The 16,216-nt window shown below is 41.2% G+C and carries 17 protein-coding genes; all 17 read right to left on the bottom strand.

Features of this window, described 5'->3' with window-relative positions; translation table 11 throughout:
• Positions 1-70: 70 nt before the first annotated feature.
• Positions 71-2,092, bottom strand: a complete 2,022-nt coding sequence (locus Q1W14_RS13275; RefSeq protein WP_300702126.1) for a DUF2075 domain-containing protein — start codon at positions 2,090-2,092, stop codon at positions 71-73.
• A gap of 27 nt (positions 2,093-2,119) precedes the next feature.
• Positions 2,120-2,761, bottom strand: a complete 642-nt coding sequence (locus Q1W14_RS13270; protein WP_300702124.1) for a GIY-YIG nuclease family protein — start codon at positions 2,759-2,761, stop codon at positions 2,120-2,122.
• A gap of 11 nt (positions 2,762-2,772) precedes the next feature.
• Positions 2,773-3,900, bottom strand: coding sequence for a hypothetical protein (locus tag Q1W14_RS13265; RefSeq protein ID WP_300702122.1), 1,128 nt, complete (start codon positions 3,898-3,900; stop codon positions 2,773-2,775).
• Between the two features lie 16 nt (positions 3,901-3,916).
• Positions 3,917-4,594 (bottom strand): hypothetical protein, encoded by a 678-nt coding sequence (locus Q1W14_RS13260; protein WP_300702121.1) that lies wholly within the window; start codon positions 4,592-4,594, stop codon positions 3,917-3,919.
• A complete protein-coding gene (locus Q1W14_RS13255) occupies positions 4,584-4,931 on the bottom strand; it encodes a hypothetical protein (protein WP_300702119.1) in 348 nt (115 codons plus the stop codon). Before Q1W14_RS13255 ends, Q1W14_RS13260 begins: the two co-directional genes overlap by 11 nt.
• 37 nt (positions 4,932-4,968) lie before the next feature.
• Entirely contained in the window at positions 4,969-5,901 is a 933-nt protein-coding gene (locus Q1W14_RS13250; protein WP_300702117.1) for an MBL fold metallo-hydrolase, read from the bottom strand.
• A 5-nt stretch (positions 5,902-5,906) separates the two neighbouring features.
• Positions 5,907-6,503: a hypothetical protein gene (locus Q1W14_RS13245; protein ID WP_300702115.1), complete on the bottom strand. Its 597-nt coding sequence runs from the start codon at positions 6,501-6,503 to the stop codon at positions 5,907-5,909.
• Between the two features lie 3 nt (positions 6,504-6,506).
• Positions 6,507-7,907 carry a restriction endonuclease subunit S gene (locus Q1W14_RS13240; RefSeq protein ID WP_300702113.1) on the bottom strand — a complete coding sequence of 467 codons (1,401 nt, stop codon included), beginning with the start codon at positions 7,905-7,907 and terminating at the stop codon, positions 6,507-6,509.
• Positions 7,908-7,918: 11 nt separating this feature from the next.
• Complete coding sequence (locus Q1W14_RS13235) at positions 7,919-9,976, bottom strand: N-6 DNA methylase (protein WP_300702111.1); 2,058 nt, start codon at positions 9,974-9,976, stop codon at positions 7,919-7,921.
• A 5-nt stretch (positions 9,977-9,981) separates the two neighbouring features.
• Positions 9,982-10,179: a helix-turn-helix transcriptional regulator gene (locus Q1W14_RS13230; RefSeq protein ID WP_300702109.1), complete on the bottom strand. Its 198-nt coding sequence runs from the start codon at positions 10,177-10,179 to the stop codon at positions 9,982-9,984.
• 119 nt (positions 10,180-10,298) lie between these two features.
• Complete coding sequence (locus tag Q1W14_RS13225) at positions 10,299-10,979, bottom strand: hypothetical protein (protein WP_300702106.1); 681 nt, start codon at positions 10,977-10,979, stop codon at positions 10,299-10,301.
• A gap of 20 nt (positions 10,980-10,999) precedes the next feature.
• Positions 11,000-11,926, bottom strand: coding sequence for a relaxase/mobilization nuclease domain-containing protein (locus Q1W14_RS13220; protein WP_300702104.1), 927 nt, complete (start codon positions 11,924-11,926; stop codon positions 11,000-11,002).
• Positions 11,923-12,270, bottom strand: coding sequence for a MobC family plasmid mobilization relaxosome protein (locus tag Q1W14_RS13215; protein WP_300702102.1), 348 nt, complete (start codon positions 12,268-12,270; stop codon positions 11,923-11,925). Before Q1W14_RS13215 ends, Q1W14_RS13220 begins: the two co-directional genes overlap by 4 nt.
• 137 nt (positions 12,271-12,407) lie before the next feature.
• Positions 12,408-13,457 carry a DUF6371 domain-containing protein gene (locus Q1W14_RS13210; RefSeq protein WP_300702100.1) on the bottom strand — a complete coding sequence of 350 codons (1,050 nt, stop codon included), beginning with the start codon at positions 13,455-13,457 and terminating at the stop codon, positions 12,408-12,410.
• 80 nt (positions 13,458-13,537) lie between these two features.
• Positions 13,538-14,878, bottom strand: coding sequence for a DUF3987 domain-containing protein (locus Q1W14_RS13205; RefSeq protein WP_300702098.1), 1,341 nt, complete (start codon positions 14,876-14,878; stop codon positions 13,538-13,540).
• Between the two features lie 57 nt (positions 14,879-14,935).
• Complete coding sequence (locus Q1W14_RS13200) at positions 14,936-15,301, bottom strand: helix-turn-helix domain-containing protein (protein WP_300702164.1); 366 nt, start codon at positions 15,299-15,301, stop codon at positions 14,936-14,938.
• A gap of 175 nt (positions 15,302-15,476) precedes the next feature.
• Entirely contained in the window at positions 15,477-16,166 is a 690-nt protein-coding gene (locus Q1W14_RS13195; protein WP_300702096.1) for a hypothetical protein, read from the bottom strand.
• Positions 16,167-16,216 lie beyond the last annotated feature (50 nt).

Below are 16,216 nucleotides of genomic sequence, written 5' to 3'. Positions count from 1 at the left end.
TATAGCTGTCGTTTTGTATCTCAAAATACACCCGATTGGGTATAGTGGCATGGTAACAATTTGATAATCATTAAATTTCTTTTATTCCGATTGATTTCAAATACTTATATGTTGAGTCGTAAAATTCTGGCTTTCGTGTCGGGTCTTCGGGGTTTCCTTGCGGAACAACAATGATCATCCCTTGGCGTGCACGAGTCAGCAAAACACGATAGGCGTTTTTTAGATACATTTTACGCTCCTCTTTCTTGATATTCTGCCACTTGCTACCCACAAATGAGTATGTGCCCCAATCACTTGACTTGTATCTGAAATCACCATCCCAAACCACGCATGTATAGTCTAATTCCAAACCTTGAATATCAAATTCTGTTACAACATCCTCCATGTAGTACGAAGAACGAACATCCTCTCTGTCCGACAGGAACCAATGCACGGGATCAGGTTTCACTCGTACATCAATCGCCAATGGACGCAAACGGTAGGCCTGTGACGAAACGATAATGCCGTAACGCTCATTCCCTCGTGCACGCTCTTTGAGCCATCGTTTGGCTTTTTCGACATCGCGAGTAAGGACTATCGGATATTTTGTAAGCTCCTTGAGTGTCTCCGATGCGGCTGGTTTGTCCATATCCAAAAGCTGATGCACGAATAGTGATAGTTTTTCGGCTCTGAAACTACGTAGCGACACTGCCAAATGGAGCTCATCGGTTGTATATACATTCGGATGGTCGGCAAGCAAATTCAAGACCTCACCAGCTGCATACTCTTTGTCAGTCAATCGAGAGGAGATATGCACATGCCAATCTTTGAAATGGTTATTGAGCGATGCAATCCACTCACTAATACCTGCTTCGCCTGTGTTAATCTCCTGACCACCTCCGACAAGGCAGACTACCATTGCCCAATCCTTATGGCGATCCATACACGAAATCAGAAACTCTGGTTCGGAGTACGGAAAGCCCGGACGATTCTTCTTTCGAAGCATAAAGTCAGACGTCATATCCTTAGTCCATGCACGTTGCGCCTCATCAAAAATGGCAATATGGTCAATTGGAGCAAAAGATTTATCTTTATTCTTCTCGCTACGGAAATAGTCAATATCGGCTACAATCTCCCCATTTTCTATCATCGTTCCCTCTAAACAAGCATCACGAAAATGGTGAACATTTTGAATAAACGCCTTAACCTCTTGCGCCACTTCCTTTTTGGTGCATTTCTCGCCTTGCTCCTTGAGTTGGCGAACCTTATCACGTGTCAATGCTTCAACAAGAATTTTCACCAAGGGACCATTACCCGAAAGGTAGACCGCATTTACGCCCTCTTTGCCTGCACTCTGGGTAGAGATATTTAGCCCCACAAGCGTTTTGCCGGCTCCGGGCACGCCTGTTACGAAGCAGATAACTTTATTATGTTGTTCTTTTGCCTGCTCAATAACTTTGAAAATATAATCACTTGTATCTGTAAGATTATCAGCATCAGAGCGAGAAATATCTTTCACAGAGTGATTTTTATAGAGAGCCTGTGCAGCCTCAATAATGGTTGGAGTTGGTGCATAGCGACTTATACTCCAAAGGTAGTTGTCGATGGATGTCGAAGGAAAAATCAACTGCGATTGACGAATAATATCTGCGATATTGTCGCCATTACTTAATATCGGACGCACTATCTGGTCGTCGTACTGAAATAGCAGAATGTCGCTCTCTTTAGCATTCGTTGCTACAAGAATAGGAATAATCGGAAGGTGGTGGCTCTCCTCGTGAAAGTACTTCAAATCGAGCGCGTAGTCCCAAACCTGATTAACATCTGCACCTGTAAACTCTTTAGCGCCCACTTTAAACTCCACCACGAACACGATTCCATCAATGAGCAACACCGCATCAATGCGCTTGCCCATACGAGGGATTGAATACTCAAAGAAAATATCGCCACGAAACCCATTTAAGTGCGCCTTTAGAATTGTAATCTGCTCCGCCCATGCCTGCTTCTGAGTATGGAGTAAATCTCCACGCCCAACAGCAGTCAGCTGAGCCCAAATTGCATCAAATGGCTGTCCAAGGAATTCCTCTATTGTATTGTGGTAATAGTGGCGCATAATATAAATATAGTCTCTTGTTTAGTATTACTCTTCTAGTGAGTACGTCTCATCGTAAATATCCCGCAAGTTTTTACCATCGTATACCCAATATTTGATGGGCTGTACAGCATAGTCTAAACCTAATAATTGCTTTGTAATGGCTGTAAGCGAAATCTCATTGTCGTTATATGAAACTTTCTTGTCGGCGATAACCGTAACGCAAACAGATGGGTCATTAACAAACGTCAATACAGAGTTAGGTTGTATTCCCATCTCTCTAAAATTAAGAGGTGGGCGACGGTTTGTTTTAATCTTTTCACCCGCAGCCTTGTCCTCTGGGGTCAGGTCATTTTCAATTTCGGCAGTCACCTCGCTGGTTATGTCTTTACGGTCGAAGAGCTCCAAAATTGCGGTTGCTTGTTCGGCTTTGATATTGAAAAACTCCCGATTTGCATTTATTCGATTTGGCTCAAACGCTTTGTGAAGAGCTTTTTCAATTTTAGCACAATCCGAAACTTTTACCTCGCATGCATACACGCAATAAAATGGCACAGGAACGCCTGTACTGTAAAGCTCCTTCATTCGAGTATCAATGCTCTCACGTGTTGTCATGCCTATCTTAACCAGCCCCGGCATCGCCGAGTTGGTTAAAACATATACTATTCCTTTGCTATCTTGTTTTGCCATATTTTGAATCTTTAATATTCATCTCGTTTAACCCATTCTATTGACTCAAATTCCACTTCGATTACAGCACTATTAATAATCTTTTCGTCAGCATCAGGAAAAGCTTCAACAATTTCGTTTCTTGCATTATATGGTCCACCATTCCAATATTGATAACCTCCCTCCCTGCCATTATACGGGACTCCATTAGCTGGATCCATATAATTACTAAGAAACCAGCCAACTATGTCTTCTTTTGTTGTATTAGATTTTAGTTTATCAATATTCAGAAGAAGTAATTCCCTAAGACCTTGATGCCCTAATTTCATTACTTCACTCCACCTTTTATCAAACGGATCTATAATGCGATGAAACATAATATTTCGAAGCATATAGCAAAAGTAATGAAACCATTTTCTATTATCATCATCAGAGCCCCTATACTTATCACACCATGGAGTAAAGACATATTTATGAATATCATTTCCTCCCAATAGATTTATTATATCCGAAATAAGTCTATCAACAATTACCAGTGTCTTACTAGTGCTTTTTTCATCTGTTTTAATGATATTAGAATAATATTTCTTCCGTAACTCTAATCTTATATTTGAATAAAATATTTTTTCATTTTGAATAATGCCAAAAGCACTCTTATCTGGAATCAAGCTTATTTTTGCTTCCATAAATTGTTTTTTAAGGCTGCTTTTTAATCCTTCAGAAGTAACCAATATGCCAACATATAGTTCTATGTTATTTAATTCGTTTTTGTCAAGAATCCTTATTGTATACTTATATTCATCTTTCCCAATTACAACAACTTTAGCATCTGCTATTTCTAATTTAGCAACCTTTTTGTAATACGATTCAAATAGGTATTCTGGGTAATCTGCTTTGATGATTTCATGACTTTTATTGTAAATATCAAAAATCACATCTCGGATATTGTCAATATTAATTTTGTTTAAAATATTATCTTCGTAATATTTTAAAAATATTTTATCTCCTTTAGCTCCCATTAATTGCTTCTGGTCATCTTCTGAAGCATTTTTCATTACGAGTTCATGTACGGAGGCAAGAAATGCAAACCATGTTTTGATATACAAGGAGAAATTATCTGAATCAAGACTGATTAACCAATTATTGTATTTGCTTTCCATGTAAATTAATTACGAATTAAGGTTTACTGAGGGCACCACTTTTTGCCCACGTATTACATATTGCAGTAATAAATATGACTAAAAAGAGCACAGGTATTAATGTGAATACAATTGTGTTAACTACACAATTAAAGGTTCCATTCACAAAAGTGATAATTGCCGACACGTAATGTATTGTCAAGATTATAAACCATATTATCATCAAAAATAATCCAATCATAATATTCAATTTTGAAACTGAATAGGCTCCAGCCGTTTTAGTAAATAAATTACTATCCAGCCCCCAAGGTGTGCAATCAGCTCCCATACGGTAATCTTTATTTACCATTAATGCGTTCTCCTTTTCTATGTCGTAAATTCTTCTTTCATAGACCTCATACCAAGCCTTTGAACCCTTAGCCATCATAATCCATATAATAGAGAATGTAAATCCACATAATGCTATGCCACAACATATTTCATTCAATAGGAGTATGCTTGAACTTTCTGGTTGCTTAATTATTTCAGATGCTAAATACGCATAAGCAGTAAAAAACAAAACCAGCAATGCCGACAGGAAAATAGATCTCTGCCATAGGTTTGATATTTCAAAATTTCGCAGTTGGTAAAACGTGTCTCTAATATCTTTCAAGGAAACAATGCTCTCTATCTTCTCTGAAGTAGAAGTATGGGTGTTGTTATTTTCATTTTCCATTTTTCTTAGCTTTAATATCTATTCTACTTTTTAGTGTAAGCCAAAAGCCTATTATCATTAGCACTATTCCGGGAGATGCGTTTATTAGTTTTGATGTAAATCCTGCGGATTCAACGATCCATTCAATAGACCCCGTGAATCCAAGTATCGTTAGGATAAGTCCTGCTATAAGACATCCGATTCCTCCAATAAGACTAATTAATACAATGATAAACTCATATTTCATCGCCTGCATTCCAAATGTGGTATTAGCAATATTTGGATCAATATCCATCGCACATCCAGCCATAAATACCATTGTAAGCACTAATATCAGATATTTTATTTTCAATTTCATAATACCAACGGTTTATAATTATGTTGAGCTTGACGATCTACATTCTATTTATCACATCGGCATTAGTATGATATTGCACATCGTGATTTGAAGATGCCTTATCGGTCCACACCCTAAAAGAATCAGGTAAGAAATTTATATATATATTTCCATTGCTTCTTGTAGTAAGAACTTTTCCATTATATACCTTTTTATCTTTAAGATTGTAGTAGTTAGCACCATCTGCATAATTGCTATATTGAGCAGCTACATCTGTTCCTTCAATATTAGCCTCTGATCCTTTAGAGTGTATGATCATTTTCACGTTACCTATAAGATCAAATAAACATTTTGGGAATCCGGAGTTATGACCGTGATGTGGAGCTATAAAAATATCGATACCACTTTTTACTGTATTTACAAAATCTCGATTATTGTCAATTAACCATTGCCTACCTGCTGTTTCTAAATCACCAGTAAATAATATACGAACACCATTGTGCGAAATGTATCTAAGAATACTTGAGTTATTTCTTACTTTTTTAGATAATTCCTCATCTGTTTTCACAGTATCAATTGGGATTTGAAAGATTTTATTTTCATCAAACCCCCATTCAATAGTTTCAGGATTAGAACCACGATACTGATTGTCAATACTCTGCTTGTAGTCATTATTTATATCTTTGCCATCAGGAAATTCTTCCCATTTTATCTTTCGCAAAAGATATGGCTTTAATTCACGCTCGATACGAGCCGCATTTCTAACATGGTCATCGTCAGGATGCGTTATATGTAGTAATCCCAAAGGATACGAAGTTCCAGTACTCGCTACGAATGGCTTCAATTCTAACCACTCAACATTGTTTCTGATAACATTAACTGGGTTATCTTTGTCATTATGACACCCACAATCTATCATTAATCCATAACCATTAGGACTCTTAATAAGAGAACAAAAGGCATTGCCAACATCAAATACTATAATCTTCATACTGTCTATTTTTTACAATTTAAATATTCTTTCAATACTTCTTTTGCAAAGTAATACCCTCTTTCTCGACATCTATTCCACGCTAAAAGCAATGTAGGTATAGTTGTCGCATATGTTATCCAACAACAAGGAAATTTTACAATAATTAGCACTGTAGATATTATCACAAACGTTAGCATTACCCTTGAGAATACATATTGTTCATTGAAGGTTGGTATACGAGTATCTTTCAGGGCACCAGCAAAACGCATTGCAACTCCAAATATATGTCGTTCATCAGCATTTTGATTTTTACACTCTTCTTTTAATAATTGTACAGCTCTCTTTGTTTCATAAAATCTCACCCTGTCAATCCCAGCATATCCTTTTGTTTCATCGTGCTGAAGTAATTTGGTAGATGGCATACCCCCAAATGTCCAATAATAAAAACCTTCTAGCAAACCACTTATAGCATTGAGAAAATAACCTAAAACAAAGCCTGCTGCCATATATGGAATTGTCAGTTTTTCATTGTATTCTACTCCAATTATATACATGAGTATAAACAGCAGTAAATATCCAAGTATAAGGTTAGCTAATGTGTCGTAATAACTAAATTTCATATTCTATAAATTTAAGAGTTCTATTGCTTTTTGTTCGCCATGCTCAATCGCTGTTTCGACTGCGGTTTTGGCGAGGTCAAGGAGGCGTTTGCTTTCTGCTTTTAGGGCGAAACTCTCCTGTATCTTCTGGGCAATTTGCGTCTGTAACTCACGAGAGAGTTTCGGTATAATCACCTGTTCAATTTCCGATGGTTTCCAGTGTTGGATAATTGAACCGCCTGCATCTCTTTCTGCCTGCATCTTTACAATTATTGAGTTCAAAACCAAGGTTAGGTAGTCGGGTAAAAACTCTTTATCTGTGATTTTTAGGTGCAAGATTGCTCCCGATGTTACTGCATCAAGGTCTTGTTCCAATTTGTATGCAATACCTACGCTGCCGTCTTTGGATAGCAGTATGGTGTCTTTTTTAGGCTTTAATTCATTGGTCTCAAATATTGCTCTGTCGAGGTGAATATCTGGCTCTGTCAAGCCGAATTTTGAGAGGTTCGACACTCTTGCGAATGGGATACCGCTCTCTTGATAAGCATCACTTCCTGGCTCTATTGATTTATTGATAGTTGCAATTTGGCTTAATTGTTTTGTTTCGTACTTTTTAAGATGAGCAAATAAGTCATCATATTTTGGTTGATAGTATTCAGCATCGAGGCGACCACTTACGAGAAAGTCAGAAAGGCTCTTTACTGTTGTTGCCCGCTCCTCTGGTTTCCAATCCTGTAATCCCAACTCTTCCAACAAAATTTTCTCTGCCTCAGAGTAGAGTTTTTGCGAGTTTTCAATACTTTTATGTGCGGACAAAACAACCTGCTCAATCATTGATGATAACTCTACTGAAATGCAAGGTACTTTTAATGTTTCTAAAATTGTTAGATTCACGTGACCTTGTAATCCTCCACTGGCAAATCTATATAATTGATTTTTACCTAATTTTGAGTTTAGAAATACAACCAAATAATATGGATTTAATTTCGTGTCATCTGTTTCAACAATAATAATATCCGAAGAGTTTGAGACTTCGTCTTTCAAATAGATACTTGCTTTACCAAAAGACCCACTTCTCGCTAATAATACATTTTTCTTTTCTACTTGTGATTTAGTAAGTTTCTGATGGAATTGTCTATTAATACGTTGCGGATTTATATCTTGAATAAAAAATTCGCCGATATTATTTGTTTGCAATAATACAGGATCCGAATCATCCTCAGAATAATTACTAACCATCGATCCTACAAATCCCACATCAATCTTTTTGGTAAATGATGATAACGGTTTTGCGTTTAGAGAGCATAATTTTGCATCTTCTAAGACAAATATTTTTTTGTAATACTCCGAGTCAAGTCGCATAGATAAATCACTTGAAATTACATTTTTCAACTCCACCTCGACTGCTTCCAGCCCCTCTAACAAGTTTTTATACTTTACTTCGTCAAAGGGGCATCCACGAAAAAAGATAACTTCTCCTTTTTCGCAAATTCCACAAATGCCTCTGCTATGCCATCGGGCGTTATTATATCGGCTTCGTTACACTTTGTTATATTGTTCCACCGATAATTTACTGTATTATGCAGGTCGTGGTAAATGACAGGGTGTCCGTGCATATCGCATAAAGCAAGTTTGGGGTCGGTGGTTGTTCCGCTCTTATCCTCTTTCCAAAAGAGCTTCTCGCCGCTATTATTCTTACCCTCTTTCTGTTGAGTTGCAAAGAAAATAGGGTAATTATCAACCTTTGGGCATAGTTTTTCATCCCACTTCTGTACAAACAAAACGCTTGTCTTTGTACCTGTGTGCGGTTTGAAAGTGTTGCCGTGTAAGCCCACTACTGCTAATATGCGGCATCGCTCGGCTATAAATTCACGGATATATTTATCACTGGAATTGTTAAATCGACCTTGCGGCAACACGATTGCCATACGACCACCCGGCTTTAGAAAGTTGATATTTCGCTCAATAAACAAAATATCCCGTCCGACACTTTTTTGTGTCTTCCCGTTCTTCATTCCAAGCTCATAGCGGCTCAATATCTGCCCCTCTTTCACATCTCCTGCAAAGGGAGGGTTAGCCATTAGTATTGCAAAATCAAATCCACTGAAATTAGTGTCAGTAGCTAACTTTTTGAGCTTTTTGAATCCGTTGTTATATGTGTCATTCCAGTTTTCATCTTTGGTAACTGTTGCCCAACGGCTATAATCCAACGTATTTAGGTGCATTACATTGGTCTGCCCGTCTCCTGCAATAAGGTTCAGAGTACGAGCCACACGCACCGCCTTTTCATCAAAGTCTATGGCAAATACATTGTCAACCACATAATCAGTCTCTTCTCTCCCTTTCTTGATTGCTGTAAACAGATGGCTTACAGGCTCATTTTTGGCAAGTTGCATATTTTTCCATACGTGAAAAATCGTATGCACTGGAAAACCAGAACTACCCGCTGCTGTATCGATAATAGGCTCGTGGGGTTGTGGGTTCATCATCTTAACACACATATCAATCACATAACGAGGCGTAAAATATTGTCCTTTCTCGCCCTTGCTACTCTTGCTCATCAAGTATTCGAAAGCCTCATCTACAACATCAAGGTTTGAGTTAAAAAGTTTTACGCCTTCCAAAGACGAGACACAAATCGAAAGGTGAGGAGGTGTTAAGTTTATCTTTGCATCAACAGGAAAAACTCCCTCCCATTTACTACAAGCCTTTTTGAATAATTTTTCTATCTTCTCTTTTAGCTGAATATCGCTTTGACCCGAATTGCGAAACTCCAAATTATATTTTTTGTCCGTAGCTCCAGTCTGTTCATCAAACAACTTGGCAAATATTAATTTAAAAACCTCCTCGAACACATCAACGCCTGCATTTGCCAAAACCTCATCTTCCATCTCGGTAACAAGGTCTTTGAGCGATTTACCTGTTTGTGTCAGCTTATCACTCTTTATCAAATCATCCATTGTAAAAGGACGTTGCAAAATATCTTCGAGCGTTTGAGTATCTTTCGGAATATCAGGTATATCCTCAAAATAATTCGGATTTTTTCGTTGGTGGTAAGTAATGGCTGTTCCATTCGTCCATATAGCCATACTCGCACCCGTGCTATGCGTATATGATTTCAACTGCTCCCTGCCATCCTTAGCTTTTGGCTTTTTGACCTCGACAATGATATATGCTACATTGAAATCGTCTTTGTCTCGCACGACAATATCAGCACGTTTTGCCTCTCGTCCAAAGTAGATTGGATACTCAAATACCAGCCTATCCTTAGGATAACCGTATTTTTCTATAAGTTCTTGTGTATATAGTTGTCGTACTATCTCCTCCGGGGTTAGCTTTATCTCTTTATCCCTTACAATACACGTAACGTAAGCATCTTCACCACCCTTTTTGTTTGCTTTCGTTGTGATGCGATTTTCAAGGTTGGTAATATCCTCTTGCTTGAACAAGGTTAGGCTGTATTCAGAGCCTTTCAGAATGTCTGTCAGTTTCATATATATTATTTTTTTTCTTTATTATCAATTAATTCCTTCACATCCACGCCAAGGATTTTGGCGATTTCAAAGAGTTGCTCTAAGCTAGGTTGGCGACGGTTACAGACATAGGCGTTGGTTTGGCTGAAACTTTTGCCGATCTTCTCTGCGAGCCACGTTTGCTTGATTCCTTTCTCTTCGAGGACTTCTTTTATTCGGTTCATCTCAAATTATTTTTTGATGTTTACATCTGTCATACTACAAAGATATGAAAAATTACGCTATGTAAAAGCGAAAAGATGGAGAATGCTAAAAATCTCCATCTTTTCAACTGATTGATAATCTATTTCTTCTGTTTGATGCTCTCCGCTTCTTTGCGGAGCTGCTCGGCTTGTACCTCTTTTAGGCGAGCTTGTTCGAGGTCGCGGGCTCGCTGCTCGACACGCTGTTCGTGCTCTTCAACCATTTTACGCAGAGAGTGTTGTTTCTGCTTGTCAGGCTCAAATTCAAAGATGGTTTCGAGTTTGAACAAGTTGTCGGGAGTGATTTCGCCCATTGCTTTGATGTAGCGGAACTTAATATCGTTGTCCGTCAACCGGCTATTTGCTGAGAACTGATAGACGTTGTAGCTCATTGAGGCGAGCAGTGCTACACCGAGCGAGACCAATGCAACGATCACCTTTGAGGATTTTAACTCAATGGTGTGGAGGTGCTTTTGTGGTGGTAGGGGAGCGAATTGGCGGTTGTCGATTTTTTCGCTTAGCTCGTGAATTTGCTCGTTTGACCGCTCAAATTCGCTCTTGATTAGGGCGTTGGTGTTAGCTGCTGACTGTTCTAAGTTCGAGAGGTCGGGCTGCGGAATATTTCGTATTAGCTCTTCGATTTGCGAGGTATCAACTGTGGGTGAGGCTTGTTCCGATGGAGTGGTTTTTGCCGACTCCATCTGCTTTGATAGGTTTTTGAACTGTTCGATGATGAGCTTGCGAAGTTCATCAAATGAGGTAATTACTAATTTTGCATCCATATTTTTTAATTTTTAAGTGTTTAAAATCTGATTCCTTTTTTCTTTTTCTTGCGTTGCATTTGGCGACGGAACGCCTCTTCTTCGGGATCGGTACCGTTGGAGAATGCCGGTAGATCAAAGAGTGAACCGATGGTGTTGCCTGATGAACTGCTTTCGTGTTGTTCGGTGTGGTGTGGCTGAACGGGTTGCAGTGGCTGCAAACTTTGTTTCTCCTCACGTGCATTCTGCCGTAGAGCATAGTCAATCTTTGAGTAGCTGAACTGACGGTCTACTTTGGAACCGTTGAACGATAGGTTGTTCATCGTGAACCGCACGCCCTCGACCTGAGAGGTGGAACCTTTGGTCTTGAAACCAATTTCTATTCCCTCTGCTCGAAGCCTACTTTGAAGTTCGCTCCACGATCCAGATTGTGGAATGTGCCGCACCAGTGCATCGTATATGCGATATTTGGTCGCATCGGGTTCTCGAAGTCTTTCACGTTTAACATTCTCTTTGCCGCTCGAAACGTATAGTCCGTGTTTTTCGGTTAGCTCCCTACAAATTTTGGTACTCCGAATGCGGTCGTGGTGGTCGGAGATGGTACAGCCGTTGTTATCTACACGGTTGTAGAGCAGGTGTATGTGCGGATGTTCTCGGTCGTGGTGGCGACCGATGATGAACTGCGTGTTGCGAATCCCCATGCGCTGCATATACTCTTGTGCAATGGCGACCATCGTGGCATTGTCGAGCCGTTGGCGGTCTTGCGCAGAGAAGTCGAGCGAGATATGTCCGACCGGACGAGTAACTCTTGTGTTGAGTTGCCGTTGGGCTTCAAAATTTCGGGCGACTGACTCTACGCTTTTCAATCGCACCCCCTCGGCAGCCAAAAGTTCGGTCTGCTTTTTGGAATCGAAGATATATTTTACGGCTCCGGCAAAAGCTGAACCTTTTGTGATTTTTGCCATCATTTTTCGAGTTCGTTTAGTAGGTTATCAATCTTTTCGGCAAGGAACAGATACTCCGTTCGAGCATCCCGATAGCCTGCTGCATTAGCTCGGTGGGCTATCTGATTTAGGTTGTTTGCCATACCTGCCAACTGCCGAATAAGTCCCATCGTTTCGGGCGAAAGGTGTTGTCGTATTTCCGCCTTGGGAATGATAGATCGGATAAAATCTTTGAACGACAAACAGGCTTCTCCTGCTTTCGATGCAAGGGTAAGATACTCCTCTGTATTGAGCATCAGGTTTACTCGGTAGCTTCGTTTTTCTATATCTTCTTTGAGGGGGCGACCTCCTTTTTTACGTACTTTCATTTTACTTGTTTAAATGTTGAATAATAATTAATTCGCTGCCGTTGCACGGCTTGACCATCGGGAGCAAGTAGGGTTTTTGGTACCAAAAACATAAACTTGCTAACCCAATTCTCAATTAACTTATAGTAGGTTGTTGCCTACATCTTTAGACCTCGTTTTTTGATGGTTTTCGGGAGATGTTCTTCCTCTTTTACCAGCTCTAAACCGAGCGAATCTATCAGTGTTTTCAGTGACGGATTGCGTGCGATCATCCCTTGAAGTATGGCTTGCGGTTGCTTCATCTCGAGCAGAAAATCTGCAATATCGAATCCCTCTGCACGTTGCTTTTCGGTGGCGTTCTGCTCCAAATAGTCGAATAGTTTGACCGTAATTCCCATCCGTTGCATCGTTGGAATTTTGCTCGCCCAATCCTCCGTCGCTCCCAAATCAGGAAACAGAACCACGTTTCGTCCACGCAGCACGCTGAGGTTCTCATCTCGGAAACAACCGTTCTTTCCTCCCGATGCAATCCATAAATATTGCGGCAGGTAGGAGCTGGCGATGAGTGCGCTTTTCTCGCTCTCGACAATGGCGACGGACTTGGCGGTATCTGTCGGCAAGAGGTGTTCACCGAAGAAACATTGACGGAGGTTGAACCCCTCTTTGTGGAGAATGGAATGCACCCACGTAATATGATTGTGTGGTTCTTTGATGCGTTTGCCTGTTGTCGGATTGTAGAGCATGATTTTGCCTGTGCGCACCCTGTCGTGGATGTCAGTTTGCCAAAAGACGGTTGCCCCTTGCCAATGGTTTGCCGTACCAACCCGATAGAGCCGCATCAACCGCAACGCTTCGCCCTCACCCAACTGAGACGTGAGAAACTGAAACAGACGATTTTCCCGATAACGATTCATCGACCGTTCCACGAGTGTGGCATCTATGTAGCTTATAGGCAGAGGTGGTGGCACCGGGCGTGCGATCCGCTCGTAGGTTTGCGTTTGCTGCTCCGGGTTCTGCTCGAAATACTCTTTCGGCGTGAAGTGATAGCCGCACTTCTGTTCACGGTCGCACCGTCCGACGTGTTCGGGAAAGTGAATCTGCTCTTCGGTGTCGATATATCGTGAAAAACATCTTTTGTGTTTGCACTCCGGACAGGTGTGTCGGGAGGCAACACCTTTATAGGGTTCTAATGTGAATCTATGGTTCATAACATTGGTGTTGTTGCATTTTCGGCATTATTGGCACTTTCAAAAAGCAAAGTGCCGATAGTGCGGAAAGTGCAGGGTAATTAATCGTTGATTTTTGTGTAGACACCGTGCTTCTCTTTGCGAAACAGTGTGCCTGTGCCGTTGCGTAGAAACTCCTTGAATGTCCTTTCGGGCGTAGAGTGTTGCAGGGCGATGGCAAGACCTTCGGCTGTACTGAAGGTTTCGGGTAGTGCGCTCAATACAGCCTTTTGCGTTTCATTGAGTTGCTCGATAATGTAGTTGGAGATTATCGTTTGTACCCTCTGTGCTGTCTGGCGGAAATATTCGGTCAGTTCGATGGCACCATCTAAACTACCCAGCCCGACACACTCTTTCGCCTGCTCGCCAAATACCCAATGAATGAGTTGCAACACAAGACTAAATCGTGAGATGTAAATTTCCAATTTGCTATATATCCCTATCAGTCGTTCATTAAATTCGCTGTTGCACAGGTCTACATTGCCCCGTTGCCATTGATAAAGTTTGGCTCTGGCTTCGCTGTCATAGCTCAACTCTACCGGAACCGGATCGCCATTCTCATCCATAGCACAATCAATCTCGGTCAACCGTTTTATCGTATCGTTCCAAACCACATCAATTGAGGAGGGCAGTTCATCCGTGCTCCAATACTGCTTTTGCATCTTGCGAGGCACGACAAACAGAATGCGGTCTATGAAACCGTTATCGCTTTTGTCGCCTTTGGCAAGGTCGCACAGTTGGTGAAACTGAATGCTGCCGATGACACTGATAAAAGATTTGCGTACCGAGATAGAGTGCTCGTTGTTGCGACGGTCCACGATAATCGGTTTGCCGCTGAAATTCGAGAGCCAGAATTGCTCTTCGGAGCCTTTCGAGTAGCGGTTGAAGTTATTAACCCACGTTTTTAACTCATCCACATAGAGGCAAATGCCCCGTTTGTTCTGCTCGTGCATATAGGCCAATCCTTCTTGTGTAATGTCCGACACGACAAATTTGTGCAGGCTGGGGGCTTGCGGCATTTCGTTTATGCCCTGTTCTTTGCGCTCTTTGGGTGTGAGGGATGCGAGTTGTTGGTACTGGGCATACTGCATTTTGAATTTATGATGTTCCGCTGCATCGTGACTCAAAAGCGGTTGCATCGCAAAGCTCATCGGGTGGCTCTTGTTTACGCCTGCCTTGCCCACAAGTGCCATATAGAGGGTGGCACGCTCCGTCCATCCCTGCGTTACCTTAATAGAATAGGTGTTGCCGATGGCCACCGATGCCGCAAAGAGCATCGAGCTGGCGACAAAGTCGAGCGGATAGCCCAGACAATGGCTTGTGGTACGGGCTATCTCTTGAAATTTAGCAGGAAAAATGTGGAGCGGAAACTGCGACCCAGCAAGCACATCACCGCATGACAACGCTTCACTGATAATCCCTTCGGCTGTGATTTTGTTCTCTTCCATAGCAGCAACGAATTAAAGACCGAAGCCCGATTTGGGTTTGCGACGTACATCATTCTGCATTGCAGACAACACCTCATCATAACTCTGTGTGGAGGTCGCCTTACGCCCCGTCTCAATCCACTCCAACAGCTCGTTCTCGTAGAAATAGAGTTGCTTGCCTTTCTTGTACGACGGCAGAAGTCCCTTGCGGACGAGGGCATAGATAGTCGGCTTTGCCTTTTTGATGATTCGGCAAGTATCGTCGATGCCTACCAATTGTCGGTTGTCGCTCGGTGCGGGGAGAATCTCCGCCACCAATTTTTTCAGTTCCGAGACCTGCTCGGTCAGATAAGCCACCGCCTGGGGCAGCTTATCGAATGTAATCTCTTCTTTGCACATAAACACATGATTTTTAATGGTTCGTGGGCAAAGGAAATAGGTGTTTTCAAGGCGAAATGCGTCACCTGATAATCACCAATAAATAACCGATTATTGATATTCTATACTGATAAAAAAAAGAAATGGCAACCACGTTTTTGCGTGATTGCCTGATTAGTTGGAGTAGAGAGAGGGTCTATATCTCTTTCTGTAACTTGATTATTGTGCCGCCCTCCATTCGTAGTTTGCTTTTAATGGTTGACTTTTCGTATTTTTCAAAACTCCGTGCGAAGACTTGTTTTAGGAAAGCTGCGGTTTCCGGGCCCGATTTCTTGAATTGATTTCCGATGTTCCACCCGTAGTGCAGAATGTCAACCACACGAACCTTGCTATCAACCACCACAAAAGTATCTATCTTGTCGCACTCCTGTTCGTTGGCAAATTGAAAGGTGCGAATATTCTCGCAGAGCGACTTCATATCCGCCTCGCTCATATAGGCGGAGAGTTTTTCCATCGTGTAGCGGATTACATTGTCGAGCGTTTGTTGCTGCTGCTCGGCGGCTCGCTGCTCAGTTGCTAATTTATATTCGTTGTATTGGGGCAGGGAGGCTACTTCTGGAACTGGCTCCTCTTCGATAATTGATTCCGATTGTCCTCGACCGAAAAGCCGCTCCAATTTAGGCGACAGAAAGTCATTGACAATGGACTGAAACGCGAAATAGAGAGCCCCAAACAATAAACCGCAAACCAAGAATACGATAAATCCCGAAAACTCGTCCAGATTCAACACCTGCACCACGTATATACGCGCCAGAACCGCTATGCACAGAATTGATGCACAAATAAAACTAATGAGAATAATGTTATCTATTTTTTTGCCTGACATATTAATCAATGGTTATTGTTTGTAGGCAAAGTTAATCAGATAATTGTCTC

It is taken from the genome of Bacteroides sp., from assembly GCF_030151085.1.
Lineage (GTDB): Bacteria > Bacteroidota > Bacteroidia > Bacteroidales > Bacteroidaceae > Bacteroides.
The sequence above is the reverse complement of the archived record's forward strand: the minus strand, read 5'-3'. Positions and strand labels throughout refer to the sequence as shown.

Bases quoted from the DNA above. Each gene is read 5' to 3' on its own strand.
- Q1W14_RS13275 (WP_300702126.1), bottom strand. From the start codon at position 2,092: ATGCGCCACTATTACCACAATACAATAGAGGAATTCCTTGGACAGCCA.
- Q1W14_RS13270 (WP_300702124.1), bottom strand. From the start codon at position 2,761: ATGGCAAAACAAGATAGCAAAGGAATAGTATATGTTTTAACCAACTCG.
- Q1W14_RS13265 (WP_300702122.1), bottom strand. From the start codon at position 3,900: ATGGAAAGCAAATACAATAATTGGTTAATCAGTCTTGATTCAGATAAT.
- Q1W14_RS13260 (WP_300702121.1), bottom strand. From the start codon at position 4,594: ATGGAAAATGAAAATAACAACACCCATACTTCTACTTCAGAGAAGATA.
- Q1W14_RS13255 (WP_300702119.1), bottom strand. From the start codon at position 4,931: ATGAAATTGAAAATAAAATATCTGATATTAGTGCTTACAATGGTATTT.
- Q1W14_RS13250 (WP_300702117.1), bottom strand. From the start codon at position 5,901: ATGAAGATTATAGTATTTGATGTTGGCAATGCCTTTTGTTCTCTTATT.
- Q1W14_RS13245 (WP_300702115.1), bottom strand. From the start codon at position 6,503: ATGAAATTTAGTTATTACGACACATTAGCTAACCTTATACTTGGATAT.
- Q1W14_RS13235 (WP_300702111.1), bottom strand. From the start codon at position 9,976: ATGAAACTGACAGACATTCTGAAAGGCTCTGAATACAGCCTAACCTTG.
- Q1W14_RS13230 (WP_300702109.1), bottom strand. From the start codon at position 10,179: ATGAACCGAATAAAAGAAGTCCTCGAAGAGAAAGGAATCAAGCAAACG.
- Q1W14_RS13225 (WP_300702106.1), bottom strand. From the start codon at position 10,979: ATGGATGCAAAATTAGTAATTACCTCATTTGATGAACTTCGCAAGCTC.
- Q1W14_RS13220 (WP_300702104.1), bottom strand. From the start codon at position 11,926: ATGATGGCAAAAATCACAAAAGGTTCAGCTTTTGCCGGAGCCGTAAAA.
- Q1W14_RS13215 (WP_300702102.1), bottom strand. From the start codon at position 12,270: ATGAAAGTACGTAAAAAAGGAGGTCGCCCCCTCAAAGAAGATATAGAA.
- Q1W14_RS13210 (WP_300702100.1), bottom strand. From the start codon at position 13,457: ATGAACCATAGATTCACATTAGAACCCTATAAAGGTGTTGCCTCCCGA.
- Q1W14_RS13200 (WP_300702164.1), bottom strand. From the start codon at position 15,301: ATGTGCAAAGAAGAGATTACATTCGATAAGCTGCCCCAGGCGGTGGCT.
- Q1W14_RS13195 (WP_300702096.1), bottom strand. From the start codon at position 16,166: ATGTCAGGCAAAAAAATAGATAACATTATTCTCATTAGTTTTATTTGT.